We start from the raw sequence: 22760 nt of genomic DNA, 5'->3' as shown, positions 1-22760 counted from the left end.
GATCTAATGGTATTGGACTATTCTTTTATTTATCTAATTCAATCTATTGAATCATGCGAAAATTACTTTTCATTATGGCTGTATCAGCCTTGATCTTATCGTCGTGCGGCACAAAAAAAGCAGAGCAGAAAGAGGGCACACATGTGCATGCGGATGGCACTGTTCATGAAGCTCATGAGCATGAAGCTCCTTCTCAGGAAGCCTTTGAGGTGAAAGAACACGATTGTTCGAAATGCAGTAAAGACAGCTGTGCTACAAAAGAAGAGTGCACAACGCACGAAGAAAAGCACCAGCATGATCATGACCACGAACATGGACATGATCACGATCACAATTAAGGTGACGATAAAAGAAAGACATCAGCAGTAAGATTATTTACTGTTGGTGTTGCTTTTCTTGAACATTAGATTGAATTACAATACTAATTTTATGAAATATTTTAAATATATAGCCTGTTTGTTTGGCATGGCTTTATTAGTGGCTTGTGGTCAAAAGCATCATAATGAGGGGCACTCACATGATGATATAACCATTCCTTATACCGGTTATTCAAATTCCATTGAAGTGTTTGCAGATGTAGAACCCCTTGCTGTTGGGGCCAATTCTCAGATGATCATACATTTCACCGATTTAAGCTCCTTTAAGCCGGTAGTGGCCAGTGAAGTTGAAGTGGCTCTTATTGTTGGACAAAAGGGTTTAAAAGTGAAAAGTGATCAAGCTGTCCAGGATGGAATATTTAAGGTAGTTATTCAGCCGCAAACAGCGGGAGTAGGATATCTTGAATTTATCTTAACAGTGCAGGGGAAAAAACATAAAGTATCAGTGACAAATGTAAATGTCTATAAGAATCAGCATGATGCTGTACATCTTACTGAAGCTAATCTACCAGTTTCTGCTAATGGCATAAGTTTTACCAAAGAACAGGCATGGAAAGTTGATTTCATGACGCAAATGCCAGATATGATGGAGTTTGGTAATGTTATAAAGTCTGGTGCTAAAGTTGATTTTTCCCCTACTGGTCAGTTTATTGTTTCAGCTAAAACAAATGGTTTTGTAAAGCTTTCATCAGGTATTATTTCTGCAGGGCAGGCTGTGAAACCAGGTGAGTGGCTAATGACTGTCACCGGTGAGGGATTGACGGATAACAATGCGCTTATTAGGTTGCAGGAAGCTAAGGTAGAATATGACATAGCTATGGCTGACTATGAGCGGGATAAGCGCTTAAATAGCCAGAAGATAGTATCGGATAAACAGTTTTTGGAATCAAAGGCGCGATTTGATAAAGCCAGGACACATTGGACTAATTTGCAGAATACTGTAGGACTAAGCGGTGAAAAGGTAGTGGCCGAATCAGAAGGTTTTGTAAATCAGTTATTAGTTGAAAATGGCCAATATGTGGAAGCTGGAACAGCATTATTTACCATGGTACAAGCAAAAAAGATGTTGCTGAAAGCAATGCTTAGGCCCAGGCATCTTCCCATGCTTAATTCACTGTACGATGCTAATATCGAGTTGAATAACGGAACAATTGTTTCTTTAGCCGACTTAAATGGACGAATAGTTTCAGTGGGGCAGGCAGTCAGTGAAAATGCTTATTTATTACCGGTTTCTATTGAGGTGGATCATAACCAGAGACTTACAGTTGGTGGTTTTACAAATGTGTATTTGCGCACTGTTAGTTCAAAAAAGGAGATTGTTATTCCCAAAACCGCATTAATTGAAACCCAGGGTATGTACTTTGTATACGTTCAGTTAACACCTGAATTGTTTGAAAGGAGGCAAGTAAAGCTGGGAGCTACAGATGGAGATTCATATGTTATTACACAAGGATTAAATAACAATGAACGATTTGTAGCACGAGGTGCAACTTTTGTGAAGCTGGCAGCTGTTTCCAGTAGTGTTGATCCACATGCCGGGCATGTACATTAGGAGGTGAAGATATGTTAGATTCAATTATTAAATTTTCACTTCATAATAAACTGATAGTTTTATTAGGAGCGGTTGCGCTGATGCTTGCCGGGATTTATACGGCTGGAGAGATGGATGTCGACGTTTTTCCTGATTTAACAGCACCAACGGTTGTGGTTATGACCGATGCTCATGGAATGGCAACAGAAGAAGTAGAGCGTCTTGTTACCTTTCCCATCGAAACAGCAGTTAACGGAGCAACAGATGTACGAAGGGTACGTTCTGCCAGCTCACATGGTTTCTCATTTGTATGGGTGGAGTTTGATTGGGGGACTGATGTTTTTCGTGCCCGTCAGATAGTAAGTGAGAAGCTGGTGACACTGGCCGGAAAAATGCCTTTAGGCATTTCGCAGCCAGTTTTGGCACCCCAGTCGAGTGTGATGGGAGAGGTATTGTTTGTTGGTTTACAGGCCGACAGTACCGATAATATGACCTTACGTACCCTGGCCGACTGGCAGGTAAAGCCACTGTTACTGGCAACAGGAGGAGTGTCACAGGTTACTATTATTGGTGGTGATTTTAAACAATACAAGGTGCTGGCCGACCCACAAAAGATGATGAACTATAATGTTTCATTGGAAGAATTGAGTAATATATGTAAGGGCTTGAGCCAGAACAGCACAGGTGGTGTTATTCGTGAATTCGGAAATGAGTATGTAGTACGTGGTCTGGGGCGCAGTTCTGATATCGAATTGTTGGGATATTCATTGGTTAAACATAACAAGGGACAAGCAATATATGTACACGATGTGGCTGAGGTTGTTGTTGAACCGGTTGTTAAAATGGGGTATGCTTCACAAAATGCATCCTCAGCGGTCATACTATCTATTTCAAAGCAGCCCAATACCAATACACTTGATCTAACAAGGCGGATTGAAGAGAATCTAGCTGAGTTGAAAGAAACATTGCCTCCTGATGTAAAGCTTGACACAACAATATTCCGTCAGGCTGATTTTATTGAAACATCAGTTAATAATGTTCAGCGCGCATTAATAGAAGGGGGTATTTTTGTTGTTGTAATACTGTTTATCTTTTTGGGCAGCTTTCGTACGACAATTATTTCCTTATTGGCTATTCCGCTTTCCCTCTTGGGAGCTGTTATTACCTTAAAATATCTTGATCTGAACATCAATACAATGAGCCTGGGGGGTATGGCCATTGCAATTGGTTCACTTGTAGATGATGCAATTATTGATGTTGAGAATGTGTATAAACGCCTGCGACAGAATTATCAACTGCCCGTTAGTAAACGAATATCGTCCATCTCTGTTGTTTACGAAGCTTCTAAGGAAATAAGGGCTTCTATATTAAATGCAACGTTAATCATTATTGTTGCCTTTATTCCATTGTTCTTTTTATCAGGAATGGAAGGACGTATGTTAAGGCCTTTGGGTATTGCCTACATCGTCTCGCTTTTTATGTCACTTATCATTGCAATGACCATAACACCTTTGTTATGTCGTTTACTGTTGTCTGATGAAAGGTATTTGGCAAAGAAAGAAAAGGAGAACCGTTTGGTAAGTTTTTTACAAAAATATTATTCAACTTCACTGGATTGGGCACTTCGCCATAAAAATGGATTTCTTGTGGGAAGCCTGATTTTATTTACTGTGGCTGTTGGTGTTATGAGCACAATGGGACGGAGTTTTTTGCCCCAATTTAATGAAGGAGCATTAACTATATCTGCTGTTAGTCAAGCTGGGGTTTCGCTGGAAGAGAGTAACCAGCTTGGAAAATTGATTGAACAGGAGTTGCTGACCATTCCTGAAGTGACTGGTACAGCACGTCGTACAGGTCGCGGTGAACTGGATGAGCATTCGCAAACAACAAACAGTGCGGAGATTGATGTGAACTTTGTGTTGGACAAACGTGACCAGGACGCGTTTATGGAAGATGTTCGTCATAAGCTGGCGAATGTGCCGGGTATCGCTGTAACAGTAGGACAACCTTTAGGGCATCGTATTGATCATATGTTGTCAGGTACAAGAGCAAATATTGCTATTAAAATTTTCGGGCAGGATCTTAGTCAGCTTTATACGCTTGGTAATCAGTTAAAAGCTGCTATTGCTGATATAGATGGATTGGTTGATGTAAATGTAGAGCAACAAACCGAAATTCCTCAAATTCAAATAAAGGCAGACCGTATTAAACTGGCTTCTTATGGCATTAGCATGAATGAATTCAATGAATTTATTGATGTGGCATTTGCCGGTGAAAAGCTGGCCGATATTTATGAAGGACAAAAAAGTTTTGATCTGTTGCTCCGTTTTAATCATGATTATACCAACTCCATTGAAGGTTTGAAAAAAGCGCTGATCGATACCGGGGATGGTAAAAAAATACCGCTTGAAGAAGTCGCTACAATAGCTTCTGCTGCAGGTCCGGGTATGGTTAGTCGTGAAAACGTGCAACGTAAGCTTGTTGTCTCCGCCAATGTGGCGCAGCGTGATTTGCGCAGTGTTGTGAATGACATTAAAAAATCGGCTCGTGAAAACCTAAATTTACCAGATGGATATCGGATAGAATATGGAGGTCAGTTTGAGAGTGAAGCCAAAGCTTCACAAACATTACTGCTAACATCTGTTCTGGCGATTTGTATCATTTTCCTGTTGCTGTACCAGGAGTTTAAAAATACGAGGCTGGCAGGTATCATATTGCTGAATTTACCCCTGGCTCTCATTGGAGGTGTATTTGCCATTAAGTTGACATCCGGAATAATCAGTATACCTGCTATAATAGGTTTTATTACGCTCTTTGGTATTGCAACAAGAAATGGTATTTTACTGGTTTCCAATTATATGTCATTATCAAAAAATGACTTAACTATTAAGGATGTGATTGTAAAAGGCTCGGTCGACCGTCTGAATCCGATTTTAATGACAGCTCTTACGGCAGCACTGGCATTAATTCCACTGGCCTTAAAGGGAGACCAACCAGGTAATGAAATACAAAGCCCGATGGCTAAAGTAATTCTTGGAGGATTGCTAAGTTCCACATTGTTAAATATGTATGTAATTCCTATTGTTTACGCATTGATACATAAGAAAAGTAACCGTTCGATGAAAGGAGGTGAATCATGAAAAAAATAGTTCTTGTAATTGCCTGTTCATGTTTTTCAATGGTGGTAGGTGCTCAGAGTACTATTCCTGAAATTCTGGAATCTATTGAGCAAAACAACTATTCATTAAAATCATTAAGGGCTCAGACTGATGCCATTGTATTAAAAAATAAAACTGGTTTAAACCCGTCAAATCCACAGGTAGAATATATATATCAGTGGGGAAACAAAAGTCAGGCAGGAAATAAGCAGGAGTTTCATATACGACAGAGCTTTGATTTCCCTACAGCTTATCGTTATCGGAAGCAGATGACAGAAAGTATGAGTGAGAAGGCTGAACGTGATTATTTAAATGCTTATAACATTGTTATGCTGGATGCTCAGTGTATACTGTTTCGTTTAATTTTTCAGGAAGCTTTAATACAGGAATATTCTCAACGCCTTAAGCATGCTGAAACGATAGCCAGGGCTTTTCATGCAAAGTTTGATGAGGGAGATGCTAATATTCTCGAACGAAATAAGGCTGATATCAATTTGTTAAATGCACAGAATAAATTAGCTGAGCTAAGGTCGGAATATGAATTGTTGAATGAGCGCTTACAAAGTCTTAATGGAGGTAAGCAGCTTGAAATAACTTTCGTTAATTGGCCCTTGTTAATTTTACCAACTGATTTTGATGATTGGTTTAATGCTAATGCTGACATTATTCCTGAGATTCAAAGTTTGCAGGAAGGTGTGGATGCCAACCGTTACAGGGAGAAACTTAATAAAGCTTTGAGTTTGCCTAAACTAACAGGTGGCTATAGTTCGGAAAGTGATGAGATTGATAAATTCAAAGGGGTGAATGTTGGATTGACAATACCTCTTTGGGAAAATAAAAATACGGTCAAACAAGCTAAGTTAAACACAATAGCTATTGAAAATGAGTTGGAAGACAAACGCTTGCAGCTATATCATGGATTAAAAGCTTTATATGCTAAAACGAAAAACAGGCAAATTGTTGCAGGTAATTATCGACAATCGTTGAAGACAATGAATAATGTCACCATACTGGAAACAGCTTTGGAGGCAGGTCAGATTACTATTCTTGAATATATGATGGAACAATCAATATATTACACGACAATTGAAAATGCTCTTAATGCCGAGCTGGAATCTCAATTAAGTTATGCTCAAATGATGGCATTCCAGATTTATTAAAAGAAAATCCCGCAGATAAAGTTTTAAAGAAGGGTTATCTGCGGGTTATTTTTTTACAAGCCGACTCATTATCATCCACCTGATTTCTTCACCCTATAGCCATCAGCCTTAAGTAAGTCAACCACCTTATCTCTGAAGTCACCTTGTATCAGTATCTCACCATTTTTGGCAGAACCACCTACGCCGCACTTGCTCTTAAGGAATTTTCCCAGGTCTTTCAGGTCATCTTCATGACCAACAAAGCCTGTCACGAGTGTGACTTTTTTACCACCCCGTTGTTTTTTATCCAGCATCACCCTTAAATCCTGTTCATTGGCCGCTAAGGTTTCATCCTGCTCATCTTCATTATATTGATAGTCAAAATCCTGATTGGTTGAAAAGACAACGCCATCCAGGTTTTTCCATTTTTTCTTTTTAGCCATTGTTCTGGTTTTTTTTACAAAAGTAATAACACAAGGCACTTTTATACTTAAAATCTTTAAATTCTTCCGATGACAAATAGTTGGTTCTTATCAATATCTTTGCAGAGTTGTAGTATGGTGCTTTATTTAATTTTATAAATAGTAGTGGAAAAGATTAACGGAATTCAGGTTATAGCATTTGATGCGGATGATACACTATGGGTGAATGAAACATTTTTCAGGGAAGCAGAACTGAAGTTTGTGGACTTGATGAGTGCATATGCACCACAGGATGAAGTGCTTCGCATACTATTTGATGTGGAAATGGAGAATATGCCAATGTATGGCTATGGCATTAAAGGCTTTATGCTTTCACTGATCGAAACAGCCAATTTAATATCCGGTTTTCAGACAAGCGCACGACAGACCAATGCCATCATTGAGATTGGTAAAGAAATGCTTAACAAGCCCGTTGAGCTCCTGGACGGGGTAGAGGATGTATTACAGCAGCTTGCGCGTAAGTACAAGCTGATTGTAGCTACAAAAGGAGATTTGCTCGATCAGGAGCGTAAATTAAAGAAGTCGGGGCTCTTACAATACTTTCACCATATTGAGGTGATGAGCGATAAAACGCCTGAAGCATACCAGTCACTGCTAAAGCATCTTGATATAGAGGCTTCTGAGCTATTGATGGTTGGGAATTCGTTAAAGTCAGATATTTTACCGGTCCTTGAAATAGGAGGATGGGGTGTGCATATACCGTTTCATACCACCTGGCAGCATGAGGTGGTAACTGAAAAGATCAATTCAGTCAGATTCTGTGAAAGGCAATCCATATGGGAGCTTATGCCCATGCTTTAGCTTAAACTTTGTTAAAACACAGCCTGCCATCGAACAATGCAGGATTTGACAGGTTGTTGCAATAAAAAGTATATGGAAGCCTTAACATTAACAACGCCTGCCTTATTATTTTCTGCTGTTTCATTAATTCTCTTAGCCTATACCAATCGATTTTTGGGGTATGCCGCCCTGGTTCGTCAGTTGTATGAAAAGCTGAAGGCTAATCCTGACCAGGTATTGCTCGACCAGATAATCAACCTGCGTAAAAGGCTTTACCTGATTAAAAACATGCAATTGTTGGGTGTTGCCAGTTTAATGTTTTGCGTTTTATCCATGTTTCTGATCTATGTTGAAGTGTTTGAGCCGGCAGCTTATGCTTTTGGTTTAGGCTTGCTGTTGCTGATTATATCCCTGCTTCTGTCAGGTTGGGAAATAAAGATATCGGTTCGTGCCCTTGATCTCCATTTAAATGATATGGAGCACTTTAAGGATAATAAATAGCAGAGATCGTCTTAATAAGATGTTAAAATACTGTTTTTATTCAATTGTGGCACCATTATGGTTCAAACAGTGTCCCGAATAGATTGCTGACAATTTTACTATGCAAAAAGATTTAACACAAGGTCCCGTTCTTTCCAATATTATAAAGTTGGCAATCCCTATTATAGGCTCCTCATTTATGCAATTTGCCTATAATTTCACCGATATGCTATGGGTTGGTAAACTTGGTTCAGAAGCGGTAGCAGCGGTTGGTACTTCAGGTTTCTTTCTTCATTTGGGATGGGCATTCGCATCTATTGTGATGGTTGGCAATAATATTGCCGTATCACATGCCATTGGTGATAAAAACGAAGACAAAGCTAAGCAGATAGCTATTAATGCCCTGGCGGGTGTTTTTATTCTAACCCTATTGTACCTGAGTGTTGTTCAACTGGGCTATGTTCAGCTAATAGGTTTTTTTGAGTTAAATAACGCACAAACAGAAACCATGGCACATGGCTACCTGAGATTGGCTTCCCTGGGTTTGTTTTTTGTGTTTACAACCCGTCTTTTTACCGGTAATAGCAATGCAAGAGGTGATTCGCGCAAGCCATTTCAGATCACATTGATAGGGGTAATTATAAATATTATTCTGGACCCGCTGCTGATCTTTGTTTTAGATCTGGGGGTTACCGGGGCTGCACTGGCAACGCTTATTGCCCAGTTTGTGGCTGTATTTATCTTTGTTTCTCAGCGCTGGCGTTTGTTTTTAGGTGTCAGCAGGCAATGGAAACTATCGCTTCAGCAAACCATAAAACTGGCCAGGTTGGGAATGCCTCCATCGGTTCAGTACATGATATTCTCAGTGATTGCCATTATAATGGCCAAAATTGTAGCTGGCTTCGGAAGTGACGCCATTGCCGCACAAAAAATAGGCTTGCAAATCGAGGCAATGACCTTTATGACAGTTGGTGGATTAAACGGTGCCATTATGTCATTTACCGGTCAGAACTTTGGCGCAAAAATATATGAACGTGTCAACAGGGGCTATAAGTCCGGATTAGTACTCGCCATAGCTATCGGTACATTAATGACGGTGCTTTTTGTCACGTTCGCCGAGGAGATGGTACGATGGTTTGTGCAGGATCCTGAAACGGTGACTATTGGAGCATCATACTTGCGCATTGTTGGCTTGTCACAAGTATTTATGAGCATTGAAATGATCGGTTCGGGTGTTATCAACGGAATTGGTAAAACCCGTTATCCGGCTACCATTAATATCATTATGACGGTTGTACGTGTGCCAATGGCAATCTGGCTGTCACAGCCACATCGCTATGGCGTGGATGGCATTTGGTATGCTATTTTTATCAGTACCTTTTTTCGAGGTATTTTAGTAACGTCTGCTTATTACTACCTAAACTTTAAATGGCAAAAAAAGCTTAATTATGGAGAACGATTGTATTAATATTGATCACATTATAAATAAGCATATTAACCCTTATCTGTTACAAGGCGGATTTGGATTTGAGAAAGAAAATGTTCGTGTTGATTTGCAAGGTAACCTTGCTCAAACGCCTCACCCCGAGATTTTTGGCAACAAACGTGAGCATCCTTATATTACCACTGATTTCTCCGAGAGCCAGATAGAGCTGATAACACCTGTGCGACATAGTGTAGAAGAAGCATTGGGCTTTCTGGAAACCTTACACGATGAGGTAAGTCTTAAGTTGGATAATGAACTGCTTTGGCCACAAAGCGCACCACCCAAGTTACCCTGCGCAGATGAAGATATCCCAATAGCGAAGTTCGATGCTGAAGGCTCTGACATGGAGCAATACCGGGTCTATCTATCTAAAAACTATGGCAGGAAAAAACAACTCTTATCAGGGGTTCATTTTAATATCTCTTTTGACGAGCAGGTTTTACAACATATGTACGATTCAACAGACGACAGTGCATATAGCTATGATCAGTTTCGTGAGCAGGTCTATCTGAAGACCTTGCGAAATTTTAAGCGTTACCGATGGTTCTTAATAGCACTGTTGGGTAACAGTCCGGTAGTGCATCGCTCGTATGTTAATGAATGCGTTAACTTATTGCCTCAGTTGCAGGATGATACTTTTCATTTGAAATATGCCGGTTCAATGCGCAACAGCATGTGCGGCTACCGTAATAAAGAAAACCTTTGCCTTAACTATAATACTTTTGAAGGCTATCATAAAAGTATAGAGAAAGCCATTGACGATGGGCTTATATCACAAGCCAAAGAGAATTACGCCAGTATCCGCTTAAAATCGCTTGATGAAGGAAAAACCATTTCTCATCTTGAAGTTCGCATGCTCGATCTCAATCCCTTTGTAAGGGCGGGTGTTGATATTCACCATGCTCGTATCATACACCAGTTTCTGTTGTATTGTTTAATTAAGCCTGAAGCTCATGCTTTTGACCAGGAGGTTCAAATGATTGCCTACTACAACCATGAAAAAGCTGCATCGTGTATTTTAGATGAAGGTACTCATATAATGGATGATAACAATGAAGCTGTTCTTTTGCAGGATGCCTTGAAAGATATGCTTGGTGAGATCGACGAAGCAACCGGACATCTGTTGAATGATAATTACCGATTAAGTTTCAATGTCCTGAAAAACATGGTTCATGATAAGGAATCCCGCCCAGCAGTTGTTATGCTAAAGGAATTAAGGGATGATAATTTCATAGACTGGAATCTGCAGAAGGCAAAAGTATACCTGAATGAGAGTTCAGAAAAAACCTATAACTTCCATGGCCTTGAAGATATGGAGTTGTCAACGCAGCTGCTTTTGCGGGATGCCTTAATACGAGGTGTTGCTATTGATATAATGGACAGGAGTGAAAACTTCGTCAGGTTGTCCAGGGGTAATAATACACAGTATGTGATGCAGGCCACTCGTACATCACTCGATAATTACGCCAGTATTTTACTGATGGAAAACAAGGTAATGACGAAGAAGGTGCTTGAGACCGCAGGTATAAGCACTCCACCAGGAAAGGAATATACGGATGATAAGCTGGCGTTGGCAAGCTTTAGCTTCTACAAAAAGAAATCGATAGTCATTAAACCAAAGTCCACCAACTTTGGACTGGGGATTAGTATCTTAAAAGATAACCAGGATGAAGCTATGTTTGTACGGGCTGTTAATATGGCTTTTGAACATGACAATACCATTCTTATTGAGCAGTTTGTAAGTGGGCGTGAATACCGTATGTTTATTATTAACGATGAACTGGTTGGCATATTACACCGTGTTCCGGCGAATGTGGTGGGCGATGGCAAATTAACCATCAGTCAGTTGATTGATGTAAAGAATGAGGATCCTTTGCGGGGGAAAGGATATAAAACACCTCTTGAAAAAATAGCCAAAGGAGAAGCGGAGGCCATGTTTTTGGAAACCCAGGGGCTTGGTTTTGACTCGGTTCCCCCAGATGGGGAAACAGTGTTCCTGCGTGAGAATTCAAACATAAGTACGGGGGGAGATAGCCTCGATTTTACGGATGAAGTGCATGAATCATACAAGCAGCTGGCCATTAAAGCCGCCAGGGCACTGGATGTAAAAGTAACCGGACTGGATATGATGATCGATGACATCAGTGTACCTGCATCAAGTGATAATTATTCAATCATAGAGATGAATTTTAATCCCGCCATTCATATACATTGCCATCCGTTTAAAGGACAGAACAGGCGCTTAAATGCCAGGATGCTGGATGCTTTGGGGTTTTAGTTTCATGATTAACTGCTAAACTGTCGAATTGTCGAATTGATGAACTGTCGAATTGATGAACTGTCAAATTGATGAATTGATGAACTGTCGAATTGATGAAGTGCCGAACCAATAATACTGATAGCTATTGGGGAATTGTATTGATGAACTGTTTAAGAGTTGATCAGTTTAAGAGTTGAAGGGGAACTAGTCATTTGAACTGTTGTATTGTCGAATTGTCGAACTGCTAAACTGTCGAATTGATGAATGGTCGAATTATCGGAAGAGTTTATTGGTTTATAAGGTGAAGAGTTGAAGATTGAACGATCAGTTTATCTATCGATTAAACCGGGAAGTAACCCAGTGTATCAGTGCTTCACCAAACCTGTTCCGACCATCAATTACCTATTGCAGAAGTTTACTTACAGCTGAATTTATAGTTATTTACAAAAATTGTCCCGCTTGTCAGTCCCCATCCTTATAACTGCCTTACTGTACTTCCTGCTATCGATCAGGCTAAAAGGGATGAGGGTGCATTATTAAGTGTCCGTGCAATGCTCTAAAATAAACCAGTCCAATTCGACGGGGTTCCTTCGATGTTCGTTCGATGTTCGTTCGATGTTTGTTCGATGTTTGTTCGATTGAAATTGAATAAATATTGACGAAATAGTCAATGAATTACAAAGTATAATTGAGTGAACCTGCAGGATGAATATAAGAAAGTCTTATGCCAGGACCTTGTGCCCGGAATTAATGAATGATCTTATGAATTGCAGCTGATTTAGCTGTGTCTATTTAATTGAATGGCTTAATTTTTACTTGAGGTAAAACTTATAGGATAACAGCTTGTAATACAGTTTAGCAACCAGAAAATCAGGTGCATGTAATCCGTCTATTGGAGCAAACTCAACTATGTCAAATCCCACCACATTCTTTCGTTGAAATACTTTCTTCAGGTAGCGGATGCATGTATCCCAGCTCAACCCGCCGGGTTCTGGTGTACCGGTTGATGGCATAATCGACGGATCAAGTGCATCCAGGTCAATGGTAAGGTACACATCATCGGTCATCAGTTCAATACTCTTATCCATCCAGTCTTCAGTACCATATATTTCTTCGGCAAAAAAGCACTTGTTTTTGTCAAGGTAGGGCTTCTCTACCACATCCATGCTGCGAATACCAACCTGAATAAGGTTGGTTGTTTGTGATGCTTTATGTAAGGCGCATGCATGATTGTATTCACTGTTATGATAGGAGGGACGCAGATCGGAATGGGCATCCAGTTGCAGTACTGTCAGGTTGTTATATTGCTGACGAAAGGCTTCTATAATACCTATGGAAATAGAATGTTCCCCACCAAAGAAAGTCAGGAACTTATTCATCTTCAACAGTTCCTTTGTATGCTTCAGAACCGTTTGGTATACTTTTTCAGGCGATGAACGTTCTTCGATATCCGGTAGAATATGAATTCCTTGTTTATAGACCTCAGCATCAGTCTCAATATCGAAGAACTCCAGGTTGGGTACCGTATTTAAAAATACCTCAAAGCCTTTATCGGCACCCTTGCCCCAGGTACTGGTCCCGTCGTACGGGACAGACTGCAATAGGATATTGGCCTCCTCTAAAGAGACATAATCGTCCTTTGTTTCCCCAAAAAATCTATTCATCACTATCTTCTAAATAACCGAGGATATCTAACATTTCACGAACCGACTGTTCTTCACGGTATACAGTATCAACTATATTACCGGTGTCATCGCGGTCAATAATAACATGTTTTGGTGCAGGAATCAGGCAGTGCTTGATACCGCCATAACCGCTTACGGAATCCTGGTAGGCTCCGGTGTGGAAAAATCCAAGGTAAAGCGGCTCTTTATCTTCATCGCTGTATTTGGGCAAAAGAACTTCCTGGTTAAAATCTTCCGAATTGTAATAGTCTGAATGATCACAACTGATACCGCCAATATTGGCACGGCCATACTCGTTGTTCCATTTGTTTACCGGTAGTAATATAAACTTTTCCTGAATGGACCAGGCATCAGGAATGGTGTTCATCAGGCTGTTATTGATGATGTACCAGTTTTCAGTATCGTTTTGCTGCTTTTGCTCCAGTACTTCAAAAATGATGGCACCCGACTCACCAACCGTGTATTTACCAAATTCAGTGTAAATATCCGGCTCCATTACGTTTTCTTTGGTACAGGCATTTTTAATGTTGGATATGATCTCATGAATCATATATTCATAGTTGTACTCAAATCCAAGGTGATTGCGAATGGGAAAACCACCACCAAGGTTAAAGGACTCCAGGTCGGCACTCTCCTTTTTTAATTCAACATACAACTTAAGAGCTTTCTGGAATTCGCCCCAATAGTAAGGTGTATCCTTAATGCCCGAATCCACGAAAAAGTGAAGCATCTTAAGCTCAACCTTATCGTTGTCTTTGATTTTCTCTTTAAAGAAATCAATGATTTTTTTGTGCTGAATGCCTAATCGTGACGTGTAATAAGCCGATTGAGCCTCTTCATTGATGGCCATGCGAATACCTATCTTCAGCTTTTGACTTGATTTGAGCTTTAACAGGCGGTCGTATTCATTGATGCTGTCCAATACGATAATGGAATTGGAAAAGCCGGCTTCCTGCAGTTTGATGATCTTCTTAAGGTAATCATCTGTTTTATAACCATTGTGTATGGTGATGATATCCTTTTTGATCTTGCCTTTTTTATGTAAATAACGCATCAGGTCAATGTCAAACGATGAAGACGTTTCAATATTGACTTTGTGTTTTAATGCCTCGTCAATTACATGGTTAAAGTGATTACACTTTGTACAATAGCAAAAGTGGTATTTCCCTTTATAGGCGTTATTCTTAATGGCACGATTAAACAGGTTTCGTGCTTTTTTGATTTGGTCGCCAATCTTTGGCAAATAGATAAAACGGAAAGGTGTTCCATACTTTTCAATCAGGTATTTAAGTGATACGCCATGAAAAGTGAGGTAATTATTTTTCAGATCGAAACCCTCCTGAGGAAAGTAAAAACTTTGCTCAATCAAATCAAAATAGGTGTTCTTCATTTATGTATTCCCAACAAGTAATATATAGTAATTATATCGTGGCAAATTTATTCAAAATAGAAATATAAAACATCAAGTGATATCATTTTTAATACAGATCGATTGTTGATGTATGTCAACGGCAGGTGTTATTGCAAAGGATGATTTGACTATATTTGCAGATAATTTTTACTGAAGAACAGGAGTTAAGAAATGCAAGACCAAAAAGATACAATTTGTGCCATATCAACAGCTCAAGGTATGGGGGCAATAGCAGTTATTCGCTTATCAGGCGCTGAAGCTATTTCAATATGCGAGAAAGTTTTTGTTCCGGCTAAACAGGGTAAGCTCTTGTCGCAACAAAAAGCCAATACCATTCACTTTGGTTCAGTCACCGATGGTGAAAAGGATATTGACGAGGTATTGGTAAGTATCTTTAAGGCGCCGCATTCGTTTACAGGTGAGGAGATTGTGGAGATAGCATGTCATGGTGCACCTTATATTCAACAGCAGGTTCTTCAATTGTTGACGCGTAATGGAGCGCGTCTGGCAACAGCTGGTGAGTTTACCCAACGTGCTTTTTTAAATGGTAAGATGGACCTGTCGCAGGCGGAAGCGGTGGCTGATTTAATTGCTTCCAAAAGTGAAGCCGCACGACGGGTTGCCCTGCAACAGATGCGAGGAGGTTTTTCCAATGAACTTATCAACCTGCGCACTCAACTGCTTAACTTTATCTCTTTAATTGAGCTTGAACTCGATTTTAGTGAAGAAGATGTAGAGTTTGCCAACCGCAACGAGCTGACTAAGCTGGTTAGTGATATGCAATCCCTGTTAAAGAAGCTTACCAACTCTTTTTCATTGGGTAATGCCATTAAGAATGGTATACCGGTGGCAATTGTAGGTCATACCAATGCCGGAAAATCAACACTGCTCAATACCTTGCTTCAGGAGGAGAGGGCCATTGTATCTGATATTCATGGTACAACACGTGATGTGATTGAAGATACCATCAATATTGAAGGCATCGGCTTTCGTTTTATTGATACAGCAGGCATACGTGCTACCAAAGACGAGATTGAAAACCTGGGTATTGAACGCACCTATGATAAGATTAGTAAAGCCACCATTGTATTGTTAATGCTTGATGTTAACGACCCAGATGAGAAGATACACGATGCCATTAGTGACATTAGAAAGCGACTGGACGATCATCAGCAGCTGATTGTGGTTATCAATAAAACAGACCTGTCAGATGACGTATCTGTATCCAGCCGCTTCTCAATTGACAGCTTTAAAGAGTTGGCCGAGACGGATGCCATCGTACCTATTTCTGCCAAACAACAAAAGAATATCGATGCCTTAACCAATGCCTTGCTAAAAACGGTTAACCTTTCGGCCATTGACAATGATGAGGTAATTGTTACCAATGCCCGCCATTATGAAGCGCTGCAAAACTCCCTTGAATCAGTTAACCGTGTTTCAGATGGTCTGCAATCAGGTATCAGCGGAGATTTTTTGGCACAAGATATTCGTGAGGTACTGCACTACCTGGGTGAGATAACCGGGCATATTAATACCGATGAGGTGTTGGGTAATATTTTTAAGAACTTTTGTATCGGAAAGTAGAATTAGTTTCATACACAAACAAAAAATATTAATATACATTTTAAAACCCTTGTTTAGCAAGGGTTTTGTTGTGTTGTAATGTTTTGTTTGTTTGTATTCGTTTGCGTTGAACTGCATCTTGTTTGTATCATATTTGTATCGTATGGGTTTTAATGATAATTTTGGGCTAATTATAAGTGTATAGTTTTGACATTATTTGTCATTATTATACATTATTGGATATTATTTGACGAATAAGCTATGACTTCATCAATTCGTATTAAACGTGTATGTGAATATTGTGGTAAAGAGTTTAATGCAAAAACTACGGTAACACGATATTGTAGTAAAACATGTAATAGTGCTGCCTTAAAAAGAAAATACCGCCAAGCTAAGATTGACATATCGAATGAAAAGACACAAACTATAAAAACCCAAAACCAAGATTATTTAACAGCATTGAAAAATAAGGATGTGTTTACAATTTCTGATGCTGCGTTGTTTTTATCGGTTAGTAGACAGACCGTTTATAATTGGCTAAATAATGGTATTCTTAATGGAAAAAGAATATCTAATCGTAAGGTCTTATTCCTGAAGAATGATATTTTGGCATTTTTAGAATCCAAAACAGCATATGCAAAACCAATATCCAATAACAAGCCTATAACTGATTTTTATACAATTAAAGAAGTTCAAGAAAAATATGGCATAGCAAATACATACACCTACAGAATCATAAAAGAACACAAGATTCCCAAAACGTATCATTTAGGTAAAACCTTAGTTTCAAAGGAACACATTGATAATTTTTTTAAGAAAAAAGATAGAAATTTGAATAATATAATTGAATGGTACAGTGTTCAAGAAATTATGGATAAGTTCGGATTATCAAGGGACCAAGTTTATAATCAACTAAGTGCAAACGCTGTTCCTAGGAAACGGGTTGGAAAATTTGTTCAGATTTCCAAAAAGCATTTTGACGACATTCACTATATAAAAATTTGAAATGACAGATACTACGGTTACGTTAAGAAATCAGGCAGCAGCTAATAATATGAGGATTCTTTATTTAGATTTTTACCCTGCTATACGCCATCCTGATACAAATAAATTAACCAGGCGATATAACCTAGGTCGAAAAATTTATAGTGAAACTAAATTAGAATCAAAAGAATACGTTACAGGAAAAGGAAATAAATCGGTAAAGCATTCTGAAGTTTTTGGCAACAGAAAGGATAAGGATGGAAACCCTTTGCCAGTCAAGAATACACTTACGGACTTACAAAAAGAGCACAATCGTAAAACATTACGAAAGGCTAATAAGAAAGTCATTGAAATTCAATCCCTTATTGATAACGGTAATTATTCATTCCTATCCAAAAAAGTAACTTCATTAAATTTTATCGAACTGTTTGAGCAAATAGCTGATACGAAGGGTGAATCAACCCGTGCAATATTTCTAAGTTCTTTAAAGAAACTAAGGGAATTTGCAGGTGATAAATTATACAACAAGGAAATAACTTTAGAATTTTGTGAAAAATTTAAATCTTTCTTGGAAAATGATGAAGGTTTGAGTCAGAATACTGCATCTGCGTATTTTAGAAAGTTTAAAAGAGCCGTTGCTGATTCAGAAAAACGAGGACTAATAAAAATAGATGATTTAGAAAGATTTAACGAACTAAAAATTGAAGAGTTAGATACAAATATTGAATTCCTTACACTGGATGAATTGATGAAATTAACCACTATACCCTGTTCCAACGAATTATATAAATTAGCAGCACTGTTTAGTGGTGCTACAGGGCTTCGTAGAAGTGATGTTGTTAATTTTTCATTAAAAGGTATAAGAAAAGGGTATAAAGGGAAAAAATATATTAATGTTGCCCAAGAAAAAACTAAGAAAATAGTACCTGTTCCCCTTAATAAAAGTGCTTTGAATATACTTGAGAAAGTATCTAATGAATCAAATAAACCGTTTTCATCATTGCAAGATACACATTGGTCTACCCTAGATATTGAACTGCATAAATGGATTAAGGATGCAGGTATTAACAAGAAAATAACTTTTCATTGCTTTAGACATTCCTACGCTTGTGCCTTAATCCATAAAAAAGTAGATATTTTTACGGTAAGTAAATTATTAGGTCACAAATCTTTGAGTAGTACGGTGAGAACTTATGCTAAGGTTATGGATATTGACAAATATGAAGCAGCAGAAAGGGTTGAATTTGTCAATTCTATTGATTGGTAATTACAATCATTAATCTTCTTCATCTATTTCTTTATTGGACGTTCTTTTGCTTTCATGAATATATTTTAATAAATATTTTCGTGAAAACAGAAGCTTCTTGTCAGGTTTATAATAGCTGATTTCCTTTCGGTGTGTTTTTGTTTTTAATGTATGTTCGGATATATTAAGGATTTGCGCTGCTTTTTCAAGACCTATGAAATCATCTAATGGGTCTTTAACTACATTATTTTGAACTTGTATATTCTGTACTGCTTCATCGACACATTCTTTCAGTAGCATTTTGAAATCATCATCCGACATTTCAGTTGTTATTATTCGCTTCATATTCTTTGCTATTAGAATTATAACGGCAAAGGAAAATCATGTACCATTTCTACATAGACATGAAATTGTTGTTTTTTGGAATGGTTATTATTCCTTAGGTAAAGATTTTTCGTATAATCTTATCAAGTCCTTATAATGTTTAAGCTTTTCAACTTTAACAGAATCGCTGAAAGATTTTAACTTGGTTAAGCCAACATTAATTTCCACTTCATCTAAAAACTTTATAAAATCAGATTGTTCGATGTCGCTATAAATATATTTGTCATTACGCATCTGATGAAAAATGAATGAAGTATGAACTAGACATACATTACTGTCCTTATAACTATTGTAATAATCTAAGAATAATTTATAACAGGTAATGTTTTTAAAGTATCGGATATAATGCATCAAATTTCCTTGGTCATCTAAATTCAATAGTAGTGTGTTCAGAAAATCAATCTTCTTATTTTGAATGTATATTAGGTCTTGGTACTTTTTGGGGTGTAAATGCTTCTGTAAATCAATAGAATTACCATTAGTCAAATTAAGAACTAGGTGTTCATTTTTTAGCAATGCAATTTCGCTTTCAATAAAATCTTTTTCGTTGACATCATGGAATTCGTTTTTGAAAACATTTAATCTTTCATCATAATTATAAACATAGGTACTGGATTTACAAAATTCCCAATACTGATTTGATTCTTCTGTTTTTACGATTAATTCATCAATATAATTAGGTAGAAGCTTTATAACCTTTTTCAATGATTCATTGGGTAAATGTTCATCTTGTATACTGTTGCCAATGTAATTTAATACATCGAATATTTTTTCTGTCGATAGGTCTTCTTTAATATAAGTAGCCATTAATTAACTTTTTTACGAAAGATATAATTTTATCTGCAACATCAATAGGTATAGGTGTTATAGGCTATTTTTTTCATCTGAAAAATCAAGTCATTCCAAAATAACACAATCCTGTGTCTATACGGAAATTAAAGTGTTGCGACTTTTGCGAACAAGAAAAAAACAAACGAAATCGAATAATAAACATTTAAAATTTAAGATAATGAATAACAAAGTATCAAAAACTAAAAAATCACAGAAGATGAGTAAACAAACAGCAAAAGAAGTAGCAAAAATTAGCAGGCAGTTACTAATCCAATTTCTATTAAATGGCAATTTGGACATATTAAAAAAACCTTCTTACAGACTTGCTGTAAAAAACCTGCTAGACGACAATGAATTTATTATCAATTGTGAGTCCTATGAAGATGCAGTTTTAAAGTATATGGCTTTTGAAGGTATTCACGATGGTAAAATACTAATTGATTTGGAAGTTCGTGACGACAAGCTTCTTAAAGATTGGACGAACTTTCAATTACAAGGTATTATAGATTCATATAAAACATTGTGCAACATGAAAAAGTAACTTAATCAAACCTTGGCTGACGTAGGTGCAATTAAATAACAGCCAAGTAAATTACACATATTAATACCACAAATTATAAATTTTAAAAATCAAGAAATGGAGAAATTTCAAATTAAGAAAGGCAACCAAGATGAAAGGTTTGCCAAAATAATGGACAATCAGTTCGCCATTAAAAAAGACAAAAGTGATAAAGAAATCCGTGTGACTGTAACAACAGATGATTTCTTTCAAGACATCTTCTATGTAGATACCTTTGAAGAAGCAATCGAAACTTTCTTTGCTTGCCAAAAGGTTAAGGAAGGTAAAGTTGCTATTGAAAGAAAGACCCCATGCTATGGAACTATAAATTGGATTCCAATGTCTATACCCGATATGTTTTTAATGTTTGACCATATGGATTAACATGACATAGCTTAATTTCAAGCCACCTTAAAGGCATGAATTACAAATTGTCCCTGACCACTAGCTAGATAAATGAATTCAGGTCAGAACAATTTTAATTTAGTGAACTTGTAATTCCGTGTCACTGTGCTTATAACAAGATTGTACTTCAGAAAGGAAGAAGTTTTCATACCGATGGTTACCCAAGTCCATCACAATCAGATTACGTTTAGCCCGTGTCAGTGCAGTATAGATTAATTCAGCATTTGTAAATTCGTTATCTTCTTCATTTTCGATAATCAAAAATAAAGTATCAATTTCCCACCCTTTAAAGCTGTGGGTAGTAGACAATTTAACCGTACCTGTTTTCATCCAAAAATGACTTTTCTTAAACCTTCTGTGGTCTTCAATCTTTTTATCATTACCCTTCATTGTGGCATATTCTTCCTTTGATTCAAAGGTGGTGCAAGTACTTTCCTTTTTGCCACTACGGATTAAATAATCCAATTCCCTTAACACTTCAACTTTCGAGGACAACACACACGAATCAGATGAGTGAATTTCATTGCGTTCCAACACATTATACATTACTTTCAAAATAGCATCTACTGATTCAGTAGTAAATGAATGGTATTCGACTAACCTTTGTTCAAAGTCAAGTGTGGCTAAAAAGTTTATGTCATCAGGGCTATATTTCATATTGAAAATAGTCTTCTGAAACTTTAAAGCTAGATTACCGATATTACTTGAGAATCTATGGGATGTATTTAATGATTTATTCCATCTTGCAGGTATCTGCCTAACAATGATTTCATTGTTTTCATCAAGTTCCCGATTATAGATATTCTGTTTTTCATCACCAAAGACTACAAGTTCAGTATTATCATTGGTAAAATATTCAACAATAATGTCAATCCAAGCCTGTTTATAGTCCTGAATTTCATCAATCAAAACAACATCATAAGGTTTTATTAACCGTTCAACTGATTTAAAAAAGTTTTTATCATCCCAACTTCCTAAAGACGTGATTTCTAACCCATAATTATTAGCTGCCTTTTTAAAGAACTGATGGTAATTATCAATGTAGAAATTGGACCATGGAAATTCTTCCCTTACATCATTAATTTTATCGTGTATATAATTTTTTAATGAAAGGTTATACGTAAGTATAAGGATTCGGCTATTTGTCCTTAAATAAGCATTTACAGCCCTTTTTGCCAACACTAAGGTTTTTCCACAACCTGCAACGCCTTTTATCTTCCTTCTAGGTCGGATTTCACTTCTTATTAGTTGCTGCTGTTCTTTTGTATATATTATTTCCTTACCATCTTCTATTTGGTGTATTGGTGGCATTAAATATCTTCTAATACCCTTATACAAAGAATCATCAAAGTAATATGATTTTTTATTAAGGTAATACCTAGAAAACAAATTCATCACAAATCCTAGGTTTAAAGAATCGCTACCTATTAATCCAAAATAACTAATAAACTTCCTGTATCTGTCATAGTTGCTTCCCTGAAAATCATCTAACAAGAACGAATTGACCTGTTCCTGTTTGGCATTATGGAAATAAACAGCACAATTGACCGTAGCCCACAGATTTTTGTTTTTTACCTTCTTTAGGTACAGTTCTTCACTGTGCAAATTGAACAGGTTTTCTTTATATTTTTCAACCTGATAAAGTGGGGATTTAATTTTCGTATTGTCTTTAAATAAATGCCAGTTTGTATTTTCATCAATACAATAGTGTCTTAAATCCCAATCTTTTACTTCAATTATTAAAACACCACTTCCCTTACGCATCACCACAATGTCAGGTTGGTCACCATTTAAAAAAGGTTGTACAAAAACCTCATAGGAATTATCTAAGTTATTGACTAGAAAATTAATTAAAGCCCATTCACCTTCTGTTGGTTGAACCTTCTGTCTTTTCAGTATTGCGATACTTGGAAATATTTGTGCCATGGATGAATGAGGTTTTGTTAATCATTTTAGCATAAGTGTTATACACTAAGATAATAGTTATGGTTACATTCCA

General features: G+C 37.4%; 19 protein-coding genes. 13 read left to right on the top strand and 6 right to left on the bottom strand.

The features are described from left to right. The first annotated feature begins 53 nt into the window (after positions 1-53). The 4 genes from ACRD69_RS17590 (at position 54) to ACRD69_RS17575 (ending at position 6226) form a co-directional block, all read left to right on the top strand. Positions 54-338, top strand: coding sequence for a hypothetical protein (locus ACRD69_RS17590; protein WP_430816437.1), 285 nt, complete (start codon positions 54-56; stop codon positions 336-338). Between the two features lie 91 nt (positions 339-429). Beyond that, entirely contained in the window at positions 430-1929 is a 1500-nt protein-coding gene (locus ACRD69_RS17585) for an efflux RND transporter periplasmic adaptor subunit (RefSeq protein ID WP_430816436.1), read from the top strand. An 11-nt stretch (positions 1930-1940) separates the two neighbouring features. Beyond that, on the top strand, positions 1941-5048 hold the full coding sequence (locus tag ACRD69_RS17580) for an efflux RND transporter permease subunit (RefSeq protein ID WP_430816435.1): 3108 nt from the start codon (positions 1941-1943) through the stop codon (positions 5046-5048). Continuing rightward, positions 5045-6226: a TolC family protein gene (locus ACRD69_RS17575; RefSeq protein ID WP_430816434.1), complete on the top strand. Its 1182-nt coding sequence runs from the start codon at positions 5045-5047 to the stop codon at positions 6224-6226. Before ACRD69_RS17580 ends, ACRD69_RS17575 begins: the two co-directional genes overlap by 4 nt. 71 nt (positions 6227-6297) lie before the next feature. Here ACRD69_RS17575 and ACRD69_RS17570 read toward each other — a convergent pair whose 3' ends face one another. Beyond that, positions 6298-6648 carry a translation initiation factor gene (locus ACRD69_RS17570; RefSeq protein WP_430816433.1) on the bottom strand — a complete coding sequence of 117 codons (351 nt, stop codon included), beginning with the start codon at positions 6646-6648 and terminating at the stop codon, positions 6298-6300. A gap of 144 nt (positions 6649-6792) precedes the next feature. On the opposite strand from ACRD69_RS17570, the gene ACRD69_RS17565 reads away from it, so the two are divergent. The 4 genes from ACRD69_RS17565 (at position 6793) to gshAB (ending at position 11711) form a co-directional block, all read left to right on the top strand. After that, on the top strand, positions 6793-7488 hold the full coding sequence (locus tag ACRD69_RS17565; RefSeq protein ID WP_430816432.1) for an HAD family hydrolase: 696 nt from the start codon (positions 6793-6795) through the stop codon (positions 7486-7488). A gap of 72 nt (positions 7489-7560) precedes the next feature. After that, on the top strand, positions 7561-7968 hold the full coding sequence (locus ACRD69_RS17560) for a DUF2721 domain-containing protein (RefSeq protein WP_430816431.1): 408 nt from the start codon (positions 7561-7563) through the stop codon (positions 7966-7968). A gap of 100 nt (positions 7969-8068) precedes the next feature. After that, positions 8069-9415 carry an MATE family efflux transporter gene (locus ACRD69_RS17555; protein ID WP_430816430.1) on the top strand — a complete coding sequence of 449 codons (1347 nt, stop codon included), beginning with the start codon at positions 8069-8071 and terminating at the stop codon, positions 9413-9415. Next, a complete protein-coding gene (gene gshAB / locus ACRD69_RS17550) occupies positions 9396-11711 on the top strand; it encodes a bifunctional glutamate--cysteine ligase GshA/glutathione synthetase GshB (protein WP_430816429.1) in 2316 nt (771 codons plus the stop codon). The genes ACRD69_RS17555 and gshAB overlap by 20 nt, the downstream gene beginning before the upstream one ends. Before the next feature lie 794 nt (positions 11712-12505). Here the strand turns inward: gshAB and speB are convergent. Next, positions 12506-13357 (bottom strand): agmatinase, encoded by an 852-nt coding sequence (gene speB, locus ACRD69_RS17545; protein ID WP_430816428.1) that lies wholly within the window; start codon positions 13355-13357, stop codon positions 12506-12508. After that, positions 13350-14768, bottom strand: a complete 1419-nt coding sequence (locus ACRD69_RS17540; RefSeq protein WP_430816427.1) for a type III PLP-dependent enzyme domain-containing protein — start codon at positions 14766-14768, stop codon at positions 13350-13352. Before ACRD69_RS17540 ends, speB begins: the two co-directional genes overlap by 8 nt. A 192-nt stretch (positions 14769-14960) precedes the next feature. On the opposite strand from ACRD69_RS17540, the gene mnmE reads away from it, so the two are divergent. The 3 genes from mnmE (at position 14961) to ACRD69_RS17525 (ending at position 18603) form a co-directional block, all read left to right on the top strand. After that, positions 14961-16373 (top strand): tRNA uridine-5-carboxymethylaminomethyl(34) synthesis GTPase MnmE, encoded by a 1413-nt coding sequence (mnmE, locus tag ACRD69_RS17535; RefSeq protein ID WP_430816426.1) that lies wholly within the window; start codon positions 14961-14963, stop codon positions 16371-16373. Positions 16374-16613: 240 nt separating this feature from the next. Next, positions 16614-17357: a helix-turn-helix domain-containing protein gene (locus ACRD69_RS17530; RefSeq protein ID WP_430816425.1), complete on the top strand. Its 744-nt coding sequence runs from the start codon at positions 16614-16616 to the stop codon at positions 17355-17357. Position 17358: 1 nt separating this feature from the next. Next, complete coding sequence (locus ACRD69_RS17525) at positions 17359-18603, top strand: tyrosine-type recombinase/integrase (RefSeq protein ID WP_430816424.1); 1245 nt, start codon at positions 17359-17361, stop codon at positions 18601-18603. Between the two features lie 9 nt (positions 18604-18612). Here ACRD69_RS17525 and ACRD69_RS17520 read toward each other — a convergent pair whose 3' ends face one another. Both ACRD69_RS17520 and ACRD69_RS17515 read right to left on the bottom strand, forming a co-directional pair. Beyond that, positions 18613-18927: a helix-turn-helix domain-containing protein gene (locus ACRD69_RS17520; protein WP_430816423.1), complete on the bottom strand. Its 315-nt coding sequence runs from the start codon at positions 18925-18927 to the stop codon at positions 18613-18615. Between the two features lie 87 nt (positions 18928-19014). Then, positions 19015-19773 carry a hypothetical protein gene (locus ACRD69_RS17515; RefSeq protein ID WP_430816422.1) on the bottom strand — a complete coding sequence of 253 codons (759 nt, stop codon included), beginning with the start codon at positions 19771-19773 and terminating at the stop codon, positions 19015-19017. A gap of 202 nt (positions 19774-19975) precedes the next feature. Between ACRD69_RS17515 and ACRD69_RS17510 the strand changes: the two genes are divergently transcribed. Beyond that, positions 19976-20338, top strand: coding sequence for a hypothetical protein (locus tag ACRD69_RS17510; protein ID WP_430816421.1), 363 nt, complete (start codon positions 19976-19978; stop codon positions 20336-20338). 96 nt (positions 20339-20434) lie between these two features. Further along, complete coding sequence (locus ACRD69_RS17505) at positions 20435-20740, top strand: hypothetical protein (RefSeq protein ID WP_430816420.1); 306 nt, start codon at positions 20435-20437, stop codon at positions 20738-20740. 99 nt (positions 20741-20839) lie between these two features. Here ACRD69_RS17505 and ACRD69_RS17500 read toward each other — a convergent pair whose 3' ends face one another. After that, a complete protein-coding gene (locus ACRD69_RS17500; RefSeq protein ID WP_430816419.1) occupies positions 20840-22687 on the bottom strand; it encodes a nuclease-related domain-containing DEAD/DEAH box helicase in 1848 nt (615 codons plus the stop codon). Positions 22688-22760 lie beyond the last annotated feature (73 nt).

The organism is Carboxylicivirga agarovorans, assembly GCF_050589845.1.
Classification (GTDB): domain Bacteria; phylum Bacteroidota; class Bacteroidia; order Bacteroidales; family Marinilabiliaceae; genus Carboxylicivirga; species Carboxylicivirga agarovorans.
This window is presented reverse-complemented; position numbering and strand designations above follow the sequence as displayed.

What these genes read in the sequence shown, in the direction of transcription:
- ACRD69_RS17590 (WP_430816437.1), top strand. Translation starts at nt 54, where the DNA reads ATGCGAAAATTACTTTTCATTATGGCTGTATCAGCCTTGATCTTATCG.
- ACRD69_RS17585 (WP_430816436.1), top strand. Translation starts at nt 430, where the DNA reads ATGAAATATTTTAAATATATAGCCTGTTTGTTTGGCATGGCTTTATTA.
- ACRD69_RS17580 (WP_430816435.1), top strand. Translation starts at nt 1,941, where the DNA reads ATGTTAGATTCAATTATTAAATTTTCACTTCATAATAAACTGATAGTT.
- ACRD69_RS17575 (WP_430816434.1), top strand. Translation starts at nt 5,045, where the DNA reads ATGAAAAAAATAGTTCTTGTAATTGCCTGTTCATGTTTTTCAATGGTG.
- ACRD69_RS17570 (WP_430816433.1), bottom strand. Translation starts at nt 6,648, where the DNA reads ATGGCTAAAAAGAAAAAATGGAAAAACCTGGATGGCGTTGTCTTTTCA.
- ACRD69_RS17560 (WP_430816431.1), top strand. Translation starts at nt 7,561, where the DNA reads ATGGAAGCCTTAACATTAACAACGCCTGCCTTATTATTTTCTGCTGTT.
- ACRD69_RS17555 (WP_430816430.1), top strand. Translation starts at nt 8,069, where the DNA reads ATGCAAAAAGATTTAACACAAGGTCCCGTTCTTTCCAATATTATAAAG.
- gshAB (WP_430816429.1), top strand. Translation starts at nt 9,396, where the DNA reads ATGGAGAACGATTGTATTAATATTGATCACATTATAAATAAGCATATT.
- speB (WP_430816428.1), bottom strand. Translation starts at nt 13,357, where the DNA reads ATGAATAGATTTTTTGGGGAAACAAAGGACGATTATGTCTCTTTAGAG.
- ACRD69_RS17540 (WP_430816427.1), bottom strand. Translation starts at nt 14,768, where the DNA reads ATGAAGAACACCTATTTTGATTTGATTGAGCAAAGTTTTTACTTTCCT.
- mnmE (WP_430816426.1), top strand. Translation starts at nt 14,961, where the DNA reads ATGCAAGACCAAAAAGATACAATTTGTGCCATATCAACAGCTCAAGGT.
- ACRD69_RS17530 (WP_430816425.1), top strand. Translation starts at nt 16,614, where the DNA reads ATGACTTCATCAATTCGTATTAAACGTGTATGTGAATATTGTGGTAAA.
- ACRD69_RS17525 (WP_430816424.1), top strand. Translation starts at nt 17,359, where the DNA reads ATGACAGATACTACGGTTACGTTAAGAAATCAGGCAGCAGCTAATAAT.
- ACRD69_RS17520 (WP_430816423.1), bottom strand. Translation starts at nt 18,927, where the DNA reads ATGAAGCGAATAATAACAACTGAAATGTCGGATGATGATTTCAAAATG.
- ACRD69_RS17515 (WP_430816422.1), bottom strand. Translation starts at nt 19,773, where the DNA reads ATGGCTACTTATATTAAAGAAGACCTATCGACAGAAAAAATATTCGAT.
- ACRD69_RS17510 (WP_430816421.1), top strand. Translation starts at nt 19,976, where the DNA reads ATGAATAACAAAGTATCAAAAACTAAAAAATCACAGAAGATGAGTAAA.
- ACRD69_RS17505 (WP_430816420.1), top strand. Translation starts at nt 20,435, where the DNA reads ATGGAGAAATTTCAAATTAAGAAAGGCAACCAAGATGAAAGGTTTGCC.
- ACRD69_RS17500 (WP_430816419.1), bottom strand. Translation starts at nt 22,687, where the DNA reads ATGGCACAAATATTTCCAAGTATCGCAATACTGAAAAGACAGAAGGTT.